At 66.4% G+C, this 15409-nt stretch carries 13 protein-coding genes; 7 read left to right on the top strand and 6 right to left on the bottom strand.

The genetic code is table 11. The features are described 5' to 3' along the window. Positions 1-230: 230 nt before the first annotated feature. Together ABR323_RS10450 and ABR323_RS10455 are read left to right on the top strand one after the other, a co-directional pair. The gene (locus tag ABR323_RS10450; RefSeq protein ID WP_439449251.1) at positions 231-2633 is read left to right on the top strand and encodes a TonB-dependent receptor plug domain-containing protein; all 2403 of its coding nucleotides are present in this window, start codon (positions 231-233) and stop codon (positions 2631-2633) included. Next, positions 2633-3934: an aminotransferase class V-fold PLP-dependent enzyme gene (locus ABR323_RS10455; protein ID WP_439449252.1), complete on the top strand. Its 1302-nt coding sequence runs from the start codon at positions 2633-2635 to the stop codon at positions 3932-3934. The genes ABR323_RS10450 and ABR323_RS10455 overlap by 1 nt, the downstream gene beginning before the upstream one ends. A 194-nt stretch (positions 3935-4128) precedes the next feature. On the opposite strand, the gene ABR323_RS10460 is transcribed toward ABR323_RS10455, so the two are convergent. From ABR323_RS10460 to ABR323_RS10475, 4 genes are all read right to left on the bottom strand, one after another. After that, positions 4129-5643: a PLP-dependent aminotransferase family protein gene (locus tag ABR323_RS10460; RefSeq protein ID WP_439449253.1), complete on the bottom strand. Its 1515-nt coding sequence runs from the start codon at positions 5641-5643 to the stop codon at positions 4129-4131. A 9-nt stretch (positions 5644-5652) separates the two neighbouring features. Next, positions 5653-6252 (bottom strand): DUF6436 domain-containing protein, encoded by a 600-nt coding sequence (locus ABR323_RS10465; protein ID WP_439449254.1) that lies wholly within the window; start codon positions 6250-6252, stop codon positions 5653-5655. Next, on the bottom strand, positions 6252-6512 hold the full coding sequence (locus ABR323_RS10470) for a hypothetical protein (RefSeq protein ID WP_439449255.1): 261 nt from the start codon (positions 6510-6512) through the stop codon (positions 6252-6254). Before ABR323_RS10470 ends, ABR323_RS10465 begins: the two co-directional genes overlap by 1 nt. Before the next feature lie 73 nt (positions 6513-6585). Beyond that, positions 6586-8001, bottom strand: a complete 1416-nt coding sequence (locus ABR323_RS10475; protein ID WP_439449256.1) for a PLP-dependent aminotransferase family protein — start codon at positions 7999-8001, stop codon at positions 6586-6588. A 183-nt stretch (positions 8002-8184) separates the two neighbouring features. Between ABR323_RS10475 and cyoA the strand changes: the two genes are divergently transcribed. From cyoA to ABR323_RS10500, 5 genes are all read left to right on the top strand, one after another. After that, positions 8185-9090 carry a ubiquinol oxidase subunit II gene (cyoA, locus tag ABR323_RS10480; RefSeq protein WP_439449257.1) on the top strand — a complete coding sequence of 302 codons (906 nt, stop codon included), beginning with the start codon at positions 8185-8187 and terminating at the stop codon, positions 9088-9090. 5 nt (positions 9091-9095) lie between these two features. Further along, on the top strand, positions 9096-11072 hold the full coding sequence (gene cyoB / locus ABR323_RS10485) for a cytochrome o ubiquinol oxidase subunit I (RefSeq protein WP_439449258.1): 1977 nt from the start codon (positions 9096-9098) through the stop codon (positions 11070-11072). Next, positions 11069-11704 carry a cytochrome o ubiquinol oxidase subunit III gene (gene cyoC, locus ABR323_RS10490; protein ID WP_197615540.1) on the top strand — a complete coding sequence of 212 codons (636 nt, stop codon included), beginning with the start codon at positions 11069-11071 and terminating at the stop codon, positions 11702-11704. Before cyoB ends, cyoC begins: the two co-directional genes overlap by 4 nt. A 1-nt stretch (position 11705) precedes the next feature. Continuing rightward, a complete protein-coding gene (gene cyoD / locus ABR323_RS10495; RefSeq protein ID WP_006399830.1) occupies positions 11706-12038 on the top strand; it encodes a cytochrome o ubiquinol oxidase subunit IV in 333 nt (110 codons plus the stop codon). A gap of 142 nt (positions 12039-12180) precedes the next feature. Beyond that, entirely contained in the window at positions 12181-12852 is a 672-nt protein-coding gene (locus tag ABR323_RS10500; protein WP_439449427.1) for an SCO family protein, read from the top strand. A 110-nt stretch (positions 12853-12962) separates the two neighbouring features. Here ABR323_RS10500 and ABR323_RS10505 read toward each other — a convergent pair whose 3' ends face one another. Next, on the bottom strand, positions 12963-13541 hold the full coding sequence (locus ABR323_RS10505) for a DNA breaking-rejoining protein (RefSeq protein ID WP_439449259.1): 579 nt from the start codon (positions 13539-13541) through the stop codon (positions 12963-12965). Next, on the bottom strand, positions 13541-15307 hold the full coding sequence (locus ABR323_RS10510) for a S8 family serine peptidase (protein WP_439449260.1): 1767 nt from the start codon (positions 15305-15307) through the stop codon (positions 13541-13543). Before ABR323_RS10510 ends, ABR323_RS10505 begins: the two co-directional genes overlap by 1 nt. Between the last annotated feature and the right edge of the window lie 102 nt (positions 15308-15409).

The raw sequence follows: 15409 nt of genomic DNA on the forward strand, positions 1-15409 counted from the left end.
TCTTTGACGCACCCACTGTAGCGCCGGGCCATGCCCGGCGGCCACTAGCGCAGTGAATGGTCGAAGAACCGTATCGCGGCATCCACTGCCTGCGCGTGCGCCCGTGCGGCATCAAGCTGTCGTACTGACGTCATGCCTCCTTCACAGATCGCGCCGAGACTGCGCGCCTTGTCCAGGCCTGTAGTGTCCGCACCGGTGCTGGCCCTGTCGCGTCCTCCCGGAGCCCTGCCGTGCATCGTTCGAAGCTTTCGCGTTCCATCCTCCTTGCCCTTTCCATGGCCAGCGCAGGAGGCGCGATCGCAGCGGAGGCCGATGCGGTCGATGCGGCCGGTGGCAGCCGTGCCGCACCTACGCAGCTAGACGCGATGCTGGTCACCGGTACCCGCGCCTCCAACCGCACCCAGTTCGAAACGCTGGCGCCGGTGGACGTGTTCACCAAGGAAGACATCGCGTCCGTTCAAACCACCGATCTGAAGGACGTACTGGCCCAGCTGGTGCCGTCGTTCGTGGTGCAGCGCCTGCCGATGGCGGACGGCCAGGTGTTCGTGCGCCCGGCCACCCTGCGTGGCTTGTCACCGGACCAGACGCTGGTACTGGTCAACGGCCGACGCTTCCATCGCAGCGCGCTGCTCGGCAACCGTGGCGCGCAGGCGGCCGACCTGGCGCAGATCCCAACCAGTGCGATCAAGCGCATCGAAGTGCTGCGCGATGGTGCATCGGCACAGTACGGTTCGGACGCCATCGCCGGTGTCATCAACATCATTCTCGAGGATGGCCCTGGCACTGAGATCACCGCCGGCTACTCGCAGTACGCGCAGGGTGATGGCGCGTCGCGTGACTTCAGCGCGCGCACCGGGTGGTCGCTGGGCGACTACGGCAGCCTGGTGCTGTTCGCTGAATCGTCCAACTCCGACGCCACCTCGCGCACCCGCCAGCGCCCGGATGCCATCGCCTTCCAGGCTGCGCATCCGGAGTTGGACGTGCCCAACCCGGTGCAGCGCTGGGGCCAGCCGGAACTGGAAAGTCGCCGCGTCGGCTTCAACGTGAAAGCCAACGCCAGCGATACGCTGGAGCTCTACGCGTTCGGCCTGTACAGCCACAGCGAAGGCGTCAGCGATTTCAACTGGCGCAACCCGGACACCACCACCGGCGCGTATCGCACCACCGCCATCTTCCCGGGTTGGAACCTGCGCTCGCTGTACCCGGTGGGCTTCAGCCCGCAGTACGGCAATACGCAGAACGACTTGCAGCTGGTCGGTGGCCTGCGCGGCGAGATCACGCCCAAGCTGCGCTGGGATGTCAGCGCCTCGTACGGCCGCAACGCGATCGACTACAGCCTGAAGAACTCGATCAATGCCTCGCTCGGTCCTGCCAGCCCCACCGCGTTCGATCTGGGCCGCCTGACCCAGACCGAGAAGAACGCCAACGCCGACTTCAACTACGAGTGGGACGTGGGCGCGCTGTCCAAGCCGATCAACGTCGCCTTCGGTGGCGAGTTCCGCCAGGAGACCTACCAGGTGCGCGCCGGTGACCCGGCCTCGTACGCGGTGGGTCCGGGCGCGGCCGCGGGTCTGGAAGCCAACTCCAACGGCGCGCCGGGTTTTTCGGCCAGCCAGGCCGGGCAATGGAGCCAGCGCAGCAAGGCCGCCTACGTGGATATGGAAGTGCCGCTGGGTGAGCGCTGGAGCATCGGTGCGGCCAGCCGCTACGAGGATTTCTCCAGCTTCGGCAGCACGCTGGACGGCAAGCTCTCGGCGCGCTTCGCGATCACCCCGGACGTGGCCCTGCGCGGCACCGTGTCCACTGGCTTCCGTGCTCCGACACCCGCGCAGCTCAACACCACCAGCACCACCCAGGGCCTGGATACGCGCACGCTGCAGATCTTCACCAGTGGCCGCCTGTCGCCGAACGATCCGCTGGCGCAGCTTCTCGGTGCCCGGCCGCTGAAGCCGGAGGAATCGCGTACGGCGTCGCTGGGCCTGACCTGGCGCACCGACCTGGGGCTGTCCGGTTCGGTGGACGTCTACCAGATCAAGCTGACCGACCGCTTCAGCCAGTCGGCCAGCTTCGCCATTCCGGCCGGTACTCCCAATCCGCTGGGCTATACCTCGGTGAACTACTTCACCAACGACTTCGATACCACTACCACCGGCGTGGACGTGGTCGGCAACTACCTGCGTGACCTCGGCGCGGGCCGGATGACGCTGACCCTGGCCTACAACTACAACCGCACCCGCGTGGACAACGGCAACACCTCGGTGGCCACCAACGAGACCCAGCGCGTGCTGTTTGAAGACCGCCTGCCCGAGCACAAGGGCAGCCTGACCGGCAGCTGGGACATCGGCGCCTGGTCGTTGATGGCGCGCATGCGCTACTACGGTGCCTGGACCGACTCCAGCGGCAATGCGGTGGGCGATATCTACCAGCGCTTCGGCGCGATGAGTTTCCTCGACCTGGCGGTGGGCTATCGCATCAACGAACACCACAGCCTGCGCGTCGGCGCCGACAACGTGCTGGACCGCTACCCGGACGAAGCGGTCTTCCAGGCCAGTCGCGGCCTGGTCTACTCGCGCAACGCGCCGTACGACACCGACGGCGCCAACCTGTACGCGCAGTACCGGCTGAGCTTCTGATGGACCGCACGCGCCGTTCCCTGCTGCGTGCCGGCACGCTGCTACCAGCCGCAGCCGCACTGTCTTCACTGCCTGCCATGGCCGCCGCGCGTTACGCTGCGCCCATGCAGATACCCGCAACGACCGTGGCGCCGGACGTGCTGGCCCGCGATGAAGGCTACTGGGCCGCCGTGGCCAGCCACTTCGACATCACCGACGAAGTGAACCACCTGGAAAACGGCTACTGGGGTGCGATGGGCCGCGAGACGCTGGCCAGCTACCAGCGCCACACGGCCGAGGTGAACCGTGGCAACGCCTGGTACGGTCGCCGTGAATTCCCGGCGCAGTACATGGCGGTGCAGCGGCAGGTGGCAGAGCTACTGGGTGTGGGCGCCGATGAGATCGCACTGACCCGTGGCGCCACCGAGGCGATGCTGGCGCTGATCGGCGGCTACAACCGCCTGCAGCCCGGTGACCAGGTGCTGTATGCCGACATCGACTACGACAGCATGATTGGCGCGATGCGCTGGTTGCAGCAGCGTCGCGGCGTGCAGGTCGAGCGTATCGCGCTGCCGCCGGTGCCGGACCACGCACAGATCCTGCAGGCGTACGAGGACGCATTCGCGCGGTTGCCGCGCCTGAAGCTGGTGCTGTTGACCCAAGTCAGCCACCGCCATGGACTGGTGGTGCCGGTGGCTGAGATCGCCGAGCGAGCGCGTGCACGCGGCATCGATGTGGTCGTCGATGCGGCCCATGGTTTCGGCCAGCTCGACTATGCGGTGCCGCAGTTGAAGGCCGATTTCGTCGGCATCAACCTGCACAAGTGGATCGGTGCGCCGGTGGGCGTCGGCGCGATGTACGTGCGCAAGGGGCGTGTGGCCGACCTGGATCCCTACATGGGCGAGACCGACGACGGCCGCGTGGGCAGCCGCGTGCACACCGGCACGGTCAACTTCGCCGCCTACCTTGCACTGCCGGAAGCGATCGCCCTGCACCAGCGCATCGGCGTAGCCAACAAGCAGGCGCGCCTGCGCTACCTGCGTGAGCGCTGGACGCTGCCGGCACGGCAGATGGCGCACATTGAAGTGCTGTCTTCGCCGGACCCGGGGTTGGCCAGTGCATTGGCCAGCTTCCGCCTGCGCGGGCGCACCAGCGTGGCTGATAACATCGCGCTGCAGAAGCGCCTGCTGGACGAGCATCGCGTGTTCACCACCCATCGCGACGGGTTGGACTCCGGTGCCTGCGTGCGGGTGACGCCGTCGGTGTTCACCCGGCCGGAGCAGATGGACGCGTTGGTGAAGGCGTTGGCGGCGTTGGCCTGACAATAAACGGTGGTGCCGGCCGCTGGCCGGCAACCTCATGACCGTCGCCCATGTGCAGCTGCCGGCCAGCGGCCGGCATATCCCATCCACGCATGGCGTGGATCTACTGGGATCGGGTGGCAACGATTGGAAATTCACCCATGGACGGCGTGAACGGGTCCAGTAGATCCACGCCATGCGTGGATGCTTTCCGCCTACCGATCAATCGCCGGCAACGCATCCGACAACAACAACCGGTCAATCCGCCGCAGCGCGCTTTCCAGCTGCCGACGGTCCGCCGCCAGCCCCAGCGACAACCGCACACCGCTCTGGTGCAATACGCCCGGCGGGCAGAACGCCGATGACGGCGCGATCGCCAGCCCCTGCAGCTGTGCGGTCCGCACCAGCGTGGCGTCGGTCCACGGCGCCGGTATCCGGCACCACGCATGCAGCCCTTCCGCGCGCTGCAGCAGCGACGGTGCCAGCAGGTAGCGCGCCATGCGCATGCGTTCGCGTGCCTCGGTGCGTACCTGGGCCAGCAGTGACTGCGCTGAACCATCCAGCAGCAGTTGGCTGGCCAGTGCCGAGACCAGCGGATGGCCCATCAGCCGCGTCGCCCGCAACGCGGCCGTCATCGCCTCGGCGTGCGCAGCGCTCGGGCACTGCACGAACGCGGTACGCAGGCCGGGGCTGATCACCTTCGACAGCGTCGCTACATAGAACACATGACGCGGTGCCAGTGCTGCCAACGGTATCGGCGCATCTTCGGCGAGGTGCCAGTACGGATCATCTTCGATCGCCAGCAGGCCTTCGCTTTCCAACACGCGCGCCAGCGCTTCGCGTCGCTGCAGCGGCAGGGTCAGCGCGGTCGGGTTCTGGCAGGTGGGATTGAGGTAGACCAGGCGCGCGCCGCTTTCGCGTGCCTGTCGCAGCAGCGCTTCAGGGCACATGCCGTGTTCGTCACTGTCCACCGGCAGCAACCGCCGGCCCAGTGCGGCCGCCGCCTGCAGCAGGCCCGGATAGACCAGCGTGTCACATAGGATCGCGTCGTCGTCGCGGCCCTGGCTGACCAGGATCGCGGCCAGCGCCACCTGCGCCCCTTCAGTCAGCAGCAGGCAGGCGTCGTCCACCTTTCCCAGCATCGGTTGCAGCCAGCGCGCCGCTGCGTGGCGGTCGGTCGGGTTGCCGCCGCCCAGGTGATAGGTCATCAGGTTCGGCGCGTTGCTGCGTGCAAGCACGGCGGCGGCACCGCGGCGCAGTGTCTCGGCCAGCGCATCGGCGTCGGGCACCGGCGGCACGTTCATGCTCAGGTCCACCGCCTGGTCGAAGCCTGCCTTGGGCGGTGCGATGAAACTGCCTTGTGGTCCGCGTGCTTCGATCAACCCGCGCTTGCGTGCTTCATCGAAGGCGCGGGTGACCGTGGTCAGGTCGATGCCGAGCTGCTGTGCCAACGCGCGTTGCGAGGGCAGGCGCTGGCCCGGCGCGAGGCCGCCGCGGCGCACTGTGCGCTCCAGTGAATTGACGATGCGCAGGTAGATCGGCCCGCTGTGCGCCAGCACGTCCAGCACCCATTCGCGGGCTGCGACATCCGGTCGCGGCATGTACGGAGCATGTCGGGGCGTATCGTTGCTTCCAACGGCGGGAGCCTGTCCATAACCATCGGTCGGTTCGGACAGGTGACCGCCGTTGTTGTTTGCGGCGGCCGCACCGGCCAGCGTCGGTGATGTCATTGCGCGTCCTCAGCGCTTGGCTTGCCAGGGGCAGTAGCAGCCCACGGCAAGCAGTCCTTTCGGGCGTACGGTCTCACCACGCACCAGCTTGTCCAGCAGCGGTTCGACGAAGCTGTTGGCCGAGTTGCAGACCATGCCGATGCTGTACGGGCCGGCGTAGGCCAGGTGGCCCTGGCGATCCCAGATGGCAACGGCGGGGCTGGCCGGGATGTATTCGATGCCATCGATGGTCGGCAGGTTGATCACCTTGTTGCGCAGCGGCTCGGGCAGCTCGCCCTGGGTACCCGGGCGACGGATCGCATAGAAGTCGATGCCGGCGCGGCGGTACATGCTGATCAGGTAGCTCAGGTGCGCACCGGTCTCGCGGTTGCAGACCGCACACGCCGGGTCCCAGAAATGCACCACGCGGATGCGGCCGGTATCACCGGCCAGATCGGCCGGCAGTCGCAGTTGCGAGTCGTCGAAGACGATGGCCTGTTCGGTGAAGGTGGACTGCGCGCTGTAGCCGAAGTACTGCCACAGCGCAGCCGCCACGCCGGCCATGAACAGGCAGGCGAGGGCGATCATCGTCGGCAGCAGCCAGCGGCGACGCGGCGCGGCTGCGCCCATCAGGACGCTTCTCCACCGAACTTGTGCACGTACTGCTTGCGCATCTCGCGACAGGAATCAGCCTGCGCGCGGCGCTGGATCTCGCTGCGTGACGGATCCTCGCTGCGCTGCACGCATTGCTCGATGGCGTGGCGCTCGGCGGCCTGCACGTCCACGGTCTGCGGCTGCAGGCAGACCCAGGCCAGCGCGGCCAGCATCAGCAGCACAAAGCCGCCGCACCCGGCCATCACCAGGTGGAACTTCAGTTTCTCGGCGCGCATCGATGCACATCCCTTCATCCATACATTGCATACAAAATATCATCTTGTATGGATAAGGCGCCATGCACCCGGTTCAGACGATGGCGTTGTGCCGGGCCTCCGGGGCTTCGGACAGGATCTCGTTCAGCTTGGCCAGCGCCCCGGCCAGTGCGCCCTGGTCGACCGCGCCGCCCAGCGACAGGCGGATCGCGTTGCCCGGCGGCGGCTCCTCCACGCTGAAGGCATCCGAGCTGGCGATGCCCAGGCCCTGTTCCTGTGCGGCCTGGATCAGCCGGTACTGGTCCAGCCGTGGCGGCAGCGGCAGCCACACATGCAGGCCGGCCGGATGCGCCTGTGCGCGGGACGGCAGGTACTGCGCGGCAATCGCCTGGCGCTCGCGCAGCTCCTGCTGGAAGCGCTGCACCATGTCCCGGGCCTGGCCGCTGCGGATCCACTGCGAGGCCACCGCCACCATCGACTGGGTCGGCATCAGCGCGATCGCGCGCAGAGCGTCCAGCACCGGTTCCATCGGCTCGCCGGCCGGCACCACCAGGTAGGCGGTGCGCAGGCCCGGGGCCAGGCACTTGGACAGGGTGGAGATGTAGTAGACCGGGCAGCCGGCATCGCGGTGGGCAGCCAGCGGCGGTGCGGCGTCCCCGGCCAGCAACCAGTAGGGATCGTCTTCGATCACGGTCAGATCGTGGCGCTTCGCGACCGCCAACAGGGCCTGCCGGCGCTGCGCCGACATCGTCGCCGTGGTCGGGTTCTGGATGGTCGGTACCAGGTACAACAGGCGCGGACGGCGCAGCTGGCAGGCCTCCTCCAGCGCCTCCGGCAGCATGCCTTCGGCGTCCATTGCCACCGGCACCACGCCCCGCTGCAGCACGCGCGCGGCCGCCAGCAGGCCCGGATAGGTCAGCTGTTCGGCGGCGATCAGCTCGCCCGGCTGGGTGCGGGCCAGGATCAGCGCACACAGCGCGGTCTGTGCGCCGGGGCAGATCACCACCTGGTCGGCACCCACCGTGCCCAGCATCGGCGCCAGCCACTGCACGGCGGCGGCGCGGTCCTCGCGGGTGCCGGCGCCGACGTGGTAGCTCATCAGTTCGCCCTGGCCCAGCTGCTGGCCCACGTGCTGGAGGCCAGCCTCCATGCCCTGTGCGAACGGCGCGCTGCCCAGCAGCGGCGGGATGTTCATGCTCAGGTCCACCGAGGTGCTGCGGTTGCCGGCCGACAGCGCGATGAAGGTGCCGCCAGCGCCCTGCGCATCCAGCAGGCCGGCCTGGCGCAGCTCGGCGAAGGCACGGGTAACGGTAGTCAGGTCCACGCCCACCTGCTGGGCCAGGTCGCGCTGCGGCGGAAGGCGGTCGCCTGGGCGCAGCACGCCGTCATCCACCGCCTCGCGCACCTGCTGGGCAATCTGCAGGTACAGCGGGCCGGCGCCCTCGCGGAAGGGGCGAACCCAGGTGCGATTGGGGTGTTTCAGGCGGCGGCCGGCGGCAGGTGGCGTCATCGGTCAGTTTTTTCCATACGTGCAGATGCACAAGTCCATACAATGCTGTATCTTGTATGGGCTTGATTGGAGTGGTTCGCCTGCTTGTAGGCGACCTCGTACCCACAGTGTAGCCGCTCCACGCCCGGGCGCTGCGCGCAGGCGAGCCGGTCAAGCGCGCTTCTTCAACAGGGTTGACCTCCAATGAATATCTGCTGGAACCGCATCCGCCTGGCGCTGGTCGCCCTGGCCTGCGTCGGCCTGTCGGGCTGTGACTGGGTGCTGCTGGATTCGAAGGGTATGGTCGGGATCGCACAGCGCGACCTGATCCTGATCTGCATCGGCGTGATGCTGATCGTGGTGATACCGGCCATCGTGCTGACCTTCGTGTTCGCCTGGCGCTTCCGTGCCGGCAACACCAAAGCGAAATACACGCCGGACTGGTCGCACTCCACCAAGGTGGAGATTGTGGTCTGGGGCGTGCCGCTGCTGATCATTGCCGGCCTGGCGGTGATCGTGTGGAAGTCGACCCACGAGCTGGACCCGTACAAGCCGCTGGACGTGGCCGGTGAACCGCTGCACGTGGACGTGATCGCCACCGACTGGAAGTGGGTGTTCGTGTACCCGGACCTGGGCATCGCCACGGTCAACCAGCTCAACTTCCCGGCCAACCGCCCGCTGGCGTTCAACATCACCTCCAACTCGACGATGAATACCTTCTTCATCCCGCAGCTGGGTGGGCAGATCTATGCGATGGCCGGCATGCGCACGCAGCTGCACCTGATCGCCAACGAGCCCGGCCAGTTCCGTGGCATGTCCGGCAACTACAGCGGGCACGGCTTCTCGAACATGAAGTTCATTGCCACCGCCAGCAGCAACGAAGAGTTCGATCGCTGGGTGGCCGAGGTGCGCAGCGCGCCGGACGCGCTCAGCTTCACGCAGTTCAAGGCGCTGGCAGCGCCGTCGAAGAACGCGCCGGTGCAGCACTTCTCCAGTGTTGAACCGCTGCTGTTCAAGAAGGTCATCGACCAGTTCATCGGCGTCGGTGAGAACACCGCTGCTGCTACCCCGGCGGGCGCTGCCGGCGGTGCCCAGGTTTCCCAGGAGTAACGAACATGTTGGGTAAATTGACGTGGGAGGCCGTGCCGCTGCACGAGCCGATCGTCGTGGTCACATTGGCGGCCATGGTGCTGGGCGGCCTCGCGCTGCTCGGCGCGGTGAGCTACTTCAAGTTGTGGGGCGTGCTCTGGCGCGACTGGTTCACCACCGTGGACCACAAGAAGATCGGCATCATGTACGTGGTGGTGGCGCTGGTCATGCTGGTGCGCGGCTTCGCCGATGCGCTGATGATGCGCGCGCAGCTGGCGGCGGCCGGGCCGGGCAGTGATGGCTTCCTGCCACCGGAGCACTACGACCAGATCTTCACCGCACACGGGGTGATCATGATCTTCTTCGTGGCCACCCCGTTCGTGGTCGGCCTGATGAACATCATCGTGCCGCTGCAGATCGGCGCGCGCGACATGGCGTTCCCGTTCCTCAACGCCTTCAGCTTCTGGATCTTCGTGGTCGGCGCAGCGCTGATGATGATCTCGCTCGGCGTTGGCGAGTTCGCCATGACCGGCTGGGTCGCCTATCCGCCGCTGTCAGGCATCGAGTTCAGTCCCGGCGTGGGCGTGGACTACTACATCTGGGCATTGCAGGCGTCGGGCATCGGCACGTTGCTGACCGGCGTCAACCTGTTCATCACCATCCTGCGCATGCGTGCGCCGGGCATGACCCTGATGAAGATGCCGGTGTTCACCTGGACCGTGCTGGTCACCAGCGTGATCATCATCGCCGCCTTCCCGATCCTGACCGTCGCCCTGGGTGCGCTCACCCTGGACCGCTACCTGGACTTCAACTTCTACACCAACACGTTGGGTGGCAACCCGATGATGTACGTGAACCTGGTGTGGGCCTGGGGCCATCCGGAGGTGTACATCCTGGTGCTGCCGGCGTTCGGCATCTTCTCTGAAGTCACCGCCACGTTCTCGCGCAAGAAACTGTTCGGCTACAAATCGATGGTCGGTGCCACGCTGGCGATCGGCATCCTGTCGTTCATCGTCTGGCTGCACCACTTCTTCACCATGGGCTCGGGTGCCAGCGTCAATGCCTTCTTCGGCATCATGACGATGATCATCGCCATTCCCACCGGCGTGAAGATCTTCACCTGGCTGTTCACCATGTACGGCGGCCGCGTGGAGTTCAGCGTGCCGATGCTGTGGACCATCGCGTTCCTGGTCACCTTCACCATCGGTGGCATGACCGGCGTGCTGCTGGCCATTCCGGGCGCGGACTTCCTGCTGCACAACAGCCTGTTCCTGGTTGCCCACTTCCACAACACCATCATTGGTGGCGCGCTGTTCGGCTACCTGGCCGGCTTCGTCTACTGGTTCCCGAAGGTGTTCGGCTTCACCCTCAACGAGCGCCTGGGCAAGTGGTCGTTCGCCTGCTGGGTGATCGGCTTCTACCTGGCCTTCATGCCGCTGTACATGCTCGGCTTCATGGGCATGACCCGTCGCATGAACCAGTACGACAACCCGGCGTGGACGCCGTACCTGATCGCCGCCTTCATCGGTGCACTGTTCGTGTTCGCGGGCATCATCCTGATGCTGGTGCAGATCTACGTGAGCGTGCGCGACCGCAAGCGCAACCTGGACCTCACCGGCGACCCGTGGAACGCACGCACGCTGGAGTGGGCCACGCCGTCGCCGCCGCCGTTCTACAACTTCGCCGTGGTGCCCAAGGCTGATGAGCTGGACGCCTTCCACGAAGCGAAGAAGCGTGGCCTGCCGCCGCCGCCGAAGAAGTACGCACCGATTCACATGCCGAAGAACACCGGCGTGCCGCTGATCCTCAACATCTGGATCCTGGTGCTGTGCTTCGCCCTGGTCTGGCACATCTGGTGGATGGCCGCGGCCAGCTTCATCGCGATGATCGTGACCCTGATCGTGCGGTCCTACGACGAGGACGTGGACTACCACGTCAGTTCCGAAGAGGTGGCGCGCACCGAAGCGGCCAGCCTGGCCAAGTTGAAGGAGGTACGCGCATGAACCTGTTGACCCGCCCCGAGCTGGCCAGCGACACACAGGCGCACGAGGACCACCACGAGCACGACCACGGCCACGAACAGGGCGGCATGAAAGTGTTCGGCATGTGGGTCTACCTCATGTCCGACCTGGTGCTGTTCGGTTCGCTGTTCGCCTCGTACGCGGTGCTCAGCACCGCCTACGCCGGCGGCCCCACCGGCAAGGACCTGTTCTCGCTGCCGTTCGTGATGGCCGAGACCTTCCTGCTGCTGGTCTCCAGCATCACCTATGGCCAGGCCGTACTGGCGATGCATCGTCACGATGCCTCGGCGGTGCTGCGCTGGCTGGGCGTGACCTTCGTGCTCGGTGCCTCGTTCATCGGCATGGAGATCTACGAGTTCTCGCACCTGATCCACGAAGGTGCGGGCCCGAGCACCAGTGCCTACCTGTCGGCGTTCTTCGCCCTGGTGGCCACCCACGGCCTGCACGTGGCCAGCGGCCTGATCTGGATGGCGGTGGTCATGCACCAGGTCTACAGCCGTGGCCTGACCCCGACCAACATCACCCGCGTGTCGTGCCTGAGCCTGTTCTGGCACTTCCTGGACCTGGTGTGGATCTGCGTCTTCACCTTCGTCTACCTGATCGGAGCCTTCTGACATGGCCCACGTCGAAACGTCGCGCGCCGGCAATGCGCACGGCTCCACCAAGTCCTACCTGATCGGCTTCGTGCTGTGCGCGCTGCTGACCGTGGTGCCGTTCGCGCTGGTGATGAACCCGGTACTGTCGCGGCCGCTCACGCTGTTCCTGCTGGTTGGCTTCGCGGTGGCGCAGATCCTGGTGCAGCTGGTCTATTTCCTGCACATGGATCGCAAGTCCGAAGGTGGCTGGAACCTGGCCAGCTTCGTGTTCACCCTGGTGATCCTGTTCATCGTCGTCGCGCTGTCGGTGTGGATCATCTGGAGCATGCACTACCACATGATGATCAACTGACCGTGGCCGGGGTGATCGGCACGGACCGCGCGATCACCCCGGCACCTCCGTCCTCTTTCCCCCAAGGGCAGGCCTGACCGAGACCCCGCCCGCGTCTGCGTTGGTGGTACCCGTGAAGCGTCCTGCTGCTGTTGTCCGTTCGTTGTTCTCTCCCCGTTTCCGCCTGCCGCTGCTGGCAGGCCTGGCCGTCGGCCTGCTGGCCGGCTGCAGCGCGCAGTCGCGCATGGACTTCTATTCCAAGGACATCGCCTGCGAAGCGCTTGGCCAGCAGTGGTCGATGCCCGACAGCCACGGCACCGTGCGCGGCCCGAAGGACCTGCAGGGGCAGGTGACCTATCTGTTCTTCGGTTTCACCAGCTGCCCTGATGTGTGCCCGACCACCATGGTCGAGCTGAGCCAGGTCAAGCACCTGATGGGCAAGGATGCCGACCAGCTGCAGGTGGTGTTCGTCAGCGTCGACCCGGCCCGCGACACACCAGAGGTTGCGCGCACCTATGTGGAAGCCTTCGACCCCAAGGCGATTGCACTGGTCGGCAACGAAGCACAACTGGCCGCGATGGCCAGCGACTTCAAGGCGTTCTACGAGAAGGAACCCGGCCAGGTGCCGGAGACCTACACCATGAGCCATATCGCGGGCGGCTACGTGTTCGACCGCCAGGGCCGCCTGCGCCTGTTCGCGCCCTATGGCATGCCGGTGGAGAAGCTGTTCTCCGACGTGCAGCGGCTGCTGCTGGAACCGGCCCATCCGGCCGCCGGCAACGACGCACTGGCCAGCTGCAGCCTCAAGCACAGCGACACGCTCGCCGCCCGGTAGGTGTCGACATCAGCAATCCGGTGGGTGCCGACCGTTGGTCGGCACATCCCCCAATACCAATCCCCCGGCCGGCCAGGAGAGCCAACCGGCCGGGGGCACCACTCAACGCCTTACTTGGTCTCTTCCCACTGCACCACGTCCGGCTCGGTAGCGCGGATACCGGCGGTGGACAGCAGCTTGGTGCTCGCATCCAGTGCCGCGTTCACCGACGGGTACTCCACGATGGCCTGGCCCGAAGCCTTGGATACCTTCACCACGGTACCGCCGGTAGCGGTTGCCGCGCGCTGGGCAGATGCTGTATCGGTGAAGAACACCTTGACCCGCGAGGTCGCTACCACCGGCGCTCCGTCACGTGAGACCGCCGCCGCGAACTTGCCGGTGCCGGCATCAGCAGGCGCTGCCGCTGCGCCATCCAGCGAACGCTTCGTACGGGAGCTGGTGGTCGCCGCCGCCTGCGGGGTGATCGTGAACTGACCGCCGCTGGCCTGCTTCACGGTGGTCGAGGGAGACAGCTGGAAGCGTGTGCCGCCCACGTCGAACGAGCGGCCGGTAGCGGACGCCTTCAATTCCTGCGCATCCACGGTCGACAGGGTCCTTGCCGGAGGAGTCTGCCCCGAGCTCTGTGCCCAGGCAGGGGAGGTCATCGCCGCGAAGGCGAGCGTGCTCAACAGAATGGTCGTCTTCATCATCAGTGCCCCAGAACGCGGATCTTGAAGAATTCGAGGTTGCCGCGCGATGCAGCGTTCGCGGCCTGCCCCATGTCGGTGACTTCCAGCGTCCAGGTGCCGCTGGCATTCTCATCCAGGAAGGCATTGCTGGACAGCAGGTCCCAGCTGGTGAAGTTGCTCTGCGCACCGCCCGTGCCCGAACCGATCGCGGTGAACGCCGGTTGCACTACGCTGCGGGTGCCGCTGGGCGAGACCAGCACGAACTGCAGCTGGCGCGTGTTGCGGTGGTTGACCCGCAAGCCCAACTGCACGCTTTCGATGTTGCGCGCGCCGTTGGCCAACTGGAAGGTCAGGCGTGCGGCGGCGGCCGAGGTGTTGCCGATGGCCACGGTACGCGTCGTGTTGCGCCAGCCGCTGTCGACCAGCGGTCCCAGCGACTGGAAGTTCTCGGCGACCTCTACTGCACGGGCGGCGTTGACCACACCGAAACCGTACCAGTTGCTGTAGGCACGGTTGGCGGCGTTCACCGTCCAGCCCGGCACCAGCGTGCGCCCGTCGGCCAGCGTCACCGCCGGCTGGTTCGGGTGGTTGCGGGTGGCGGTGGTGGCCAGGATGTACTTCACATCGCGATAGGACAGGTTCGGATTGGCTTCCAGCACCAATGCCGCCACGCCCGACACCATCGGTGCCGATGCCGAGGTGCCGTTCATCTTGGCGGTGTAGTTGCAGGTGCTGTCGATGGCCGACAGGTTGCTGTCCAGTGTGTTCTGGCGGTTGGTGTTCTTGTTGCTGCCCTGCGCGCACCCGGTCACGTCGGTGGTGACGATGGCCGGGTCGTACGCGCGTGCCACCAGGCCGGGGGCGTACTGGGCCTGCAGGCCGTATTCACCGCCGAAGGCCGAGACCCACAGGGCCGAGCCGGTGGAGGAGTACGACGAGCGCACGCCATCGGCGCGCACCGCCGCCACGGTGATCACGTTGAACAGGTTGTTGCGCGGATCGCGGCCGGCCGGCACGCAGCCGGTATTGCGGTTCTTGGTGTCGGTGGTGCAGACATCCTGGGTCTGGCTGATCGAGGCGTTGTTGAAGTTGTTGCCGGCCGATTTCACGTAGATGCCGCCGCGGCCACCGCGCGTACCCGACAGCGCCTGCTCATACGAACGTATCGTGTTCTCGCTGTACGCCAACGGCAGGTTCGGATTGCCCGGGCCGGCGCCCCAGCTGTTGTTGAACACCTGCACGTCGGCCGATTCTGCGCCGTCCCACCAGGCGTACTCGATGTTGCTCTGCTGGCTGCCCTGCGCCGTGCGCGAAATCGGGTTGAAGCCTTTCAGCGTTGCCGCCGGCGCCACACCACGCACGCCCAGGTTGTTGGCACCCACCGCACCGGCGATGCCGCCGACCATGGTGCCGTGATTGTCGACGTCCGGATTGGACGGGGTGGGGTTGTTCGAGCCATTGGCGAAGTTCTTGCCGGCCACTGCCGCCACGTTGGCCGCCAGGTCCGGATGCGCGATCTGCAGGCCGTCATCGACGATGCCGATGATCACGCCCTGGCCGCGGATGCCGTTGCGGTACAGGCCATCCACGTTCAGATCGTTGCCGGCTACTGGCAGCGTATCGGCCGGGACCGTCTGCCCGGTGTTGAGCAGATGCCACTGGATTCCCGCCAGTGGATCGGCCTGCTGGGCCTGGGCGGTGACGGCCAGGCTGCCCAGTACCAGGGCAGTAGCAAGGGCCAGGCGCGCGGAGCGCGGTGGCGCGGAGCGTTGCGTGTGTCGCTTCATACACGAATCCTTCTGTTGTGAATCGGCATGGCAGGACGGCGGGGCGGATCTGCCCCATCGCAACGAGCCAAACGCGACACAACGAACAACCCCCTACCTCTT

The organism is Stenotrophomonas sp. ATs4, from assembly GCF_051861585.1.
In the GTDB taxonomy this organism is placed as follows: domain Bacteria; phylum Pseudomonadota; class Gammaproteobacteria; order Xanthomonadales; family Xanthomonadaceae; genus Stenotrophomonas; species Stenotrophomonas maltophilia_AS.

What these genes read in the sequence shown, in the direction of transcription:
- ABR323_RS10455 (WP_439449252.1), top strand. Translation starts at nt 2,633, where the DNA reads ATGGACCGCACGCGCCGTTCCCTGCTGCGTGCCGGCACGCTGCTACCA.
- ABR323_RS10460 (WP_439449253.1), bottom strand. Translation starts at nt 5,643, where the DNA reads ATGACATCACCGACGCTGGCCGGTGCGGCCGCCGCAAACAACAACGGC.
- ABR323_RS10465 (WP_439449254.1), bottom strand. Translation starts at nt 6,252, where the DNA reads ATGGGCGCAGCCGCGCCGCGTCGCCGCTGGCTGCTGCCGACGATGATC.
- ABR323_RS10470 (WP_439449255.1), bottom strand. Translation starts at nt 6,512, where the DNA reads ATGCGCGCCGAGAAACTGAAGTTCCACCTGGTGATGGCCGGGTGCGGC.
- ABR323_RS10475 (WP_439449256.1), bottom strand. Translation starts at nt 8,001, where the DNA reads ATGACGCCACCTGCCGCCGGCCGCCGCCTGAAACACCCCAATCGCACC.
- cyoA (WP_439449257.1), top strand. Translation starts at nt 8,185, where the DNA reads ATGAATATCTGCTGGAACCGCATCCGCCTGGCGCTGGTCGCCCTGGCC.
- cyoB (WP_439449258.1), top strand. Translation starts at nt 9,096, where the DNA reads ATGTTGGGTAAATTGACGTGGGAGGCCGTGCCGCTGCACGAGCCGATC.
- cyoC (WP_197615540.1), top strand. Translation starts at nt 11,069, where the DNA reads ATGAACCTGTTGACCCGCCCCGAGCTGGCCAGCGACACACAGGCGCAC.
- cyoD (WP_006399830.1), top strand. Translation starts at nt 11,706, where the DNA reads ATGGCCCACGTCGAAACGTCGCGCGCCGGCAATGCGCACGGCTCCACC.
- ABR323_RS10505 (WP_439449259.1), bottom strand. Translation starts at nt 13,541, where the DNA reads ATGATGAAGACGACCATTCTGTTGAGCACGCTCGCCTTCGCGGCGATG.
- ABR323_RS10510 (WP_439449260.1), bottom strand. Translation starts at nt 15,307, where the DNA reads ATGAAGCGACACACGCAACGCTCCGCGCCACCGCGCTCCGCGCGCCTG.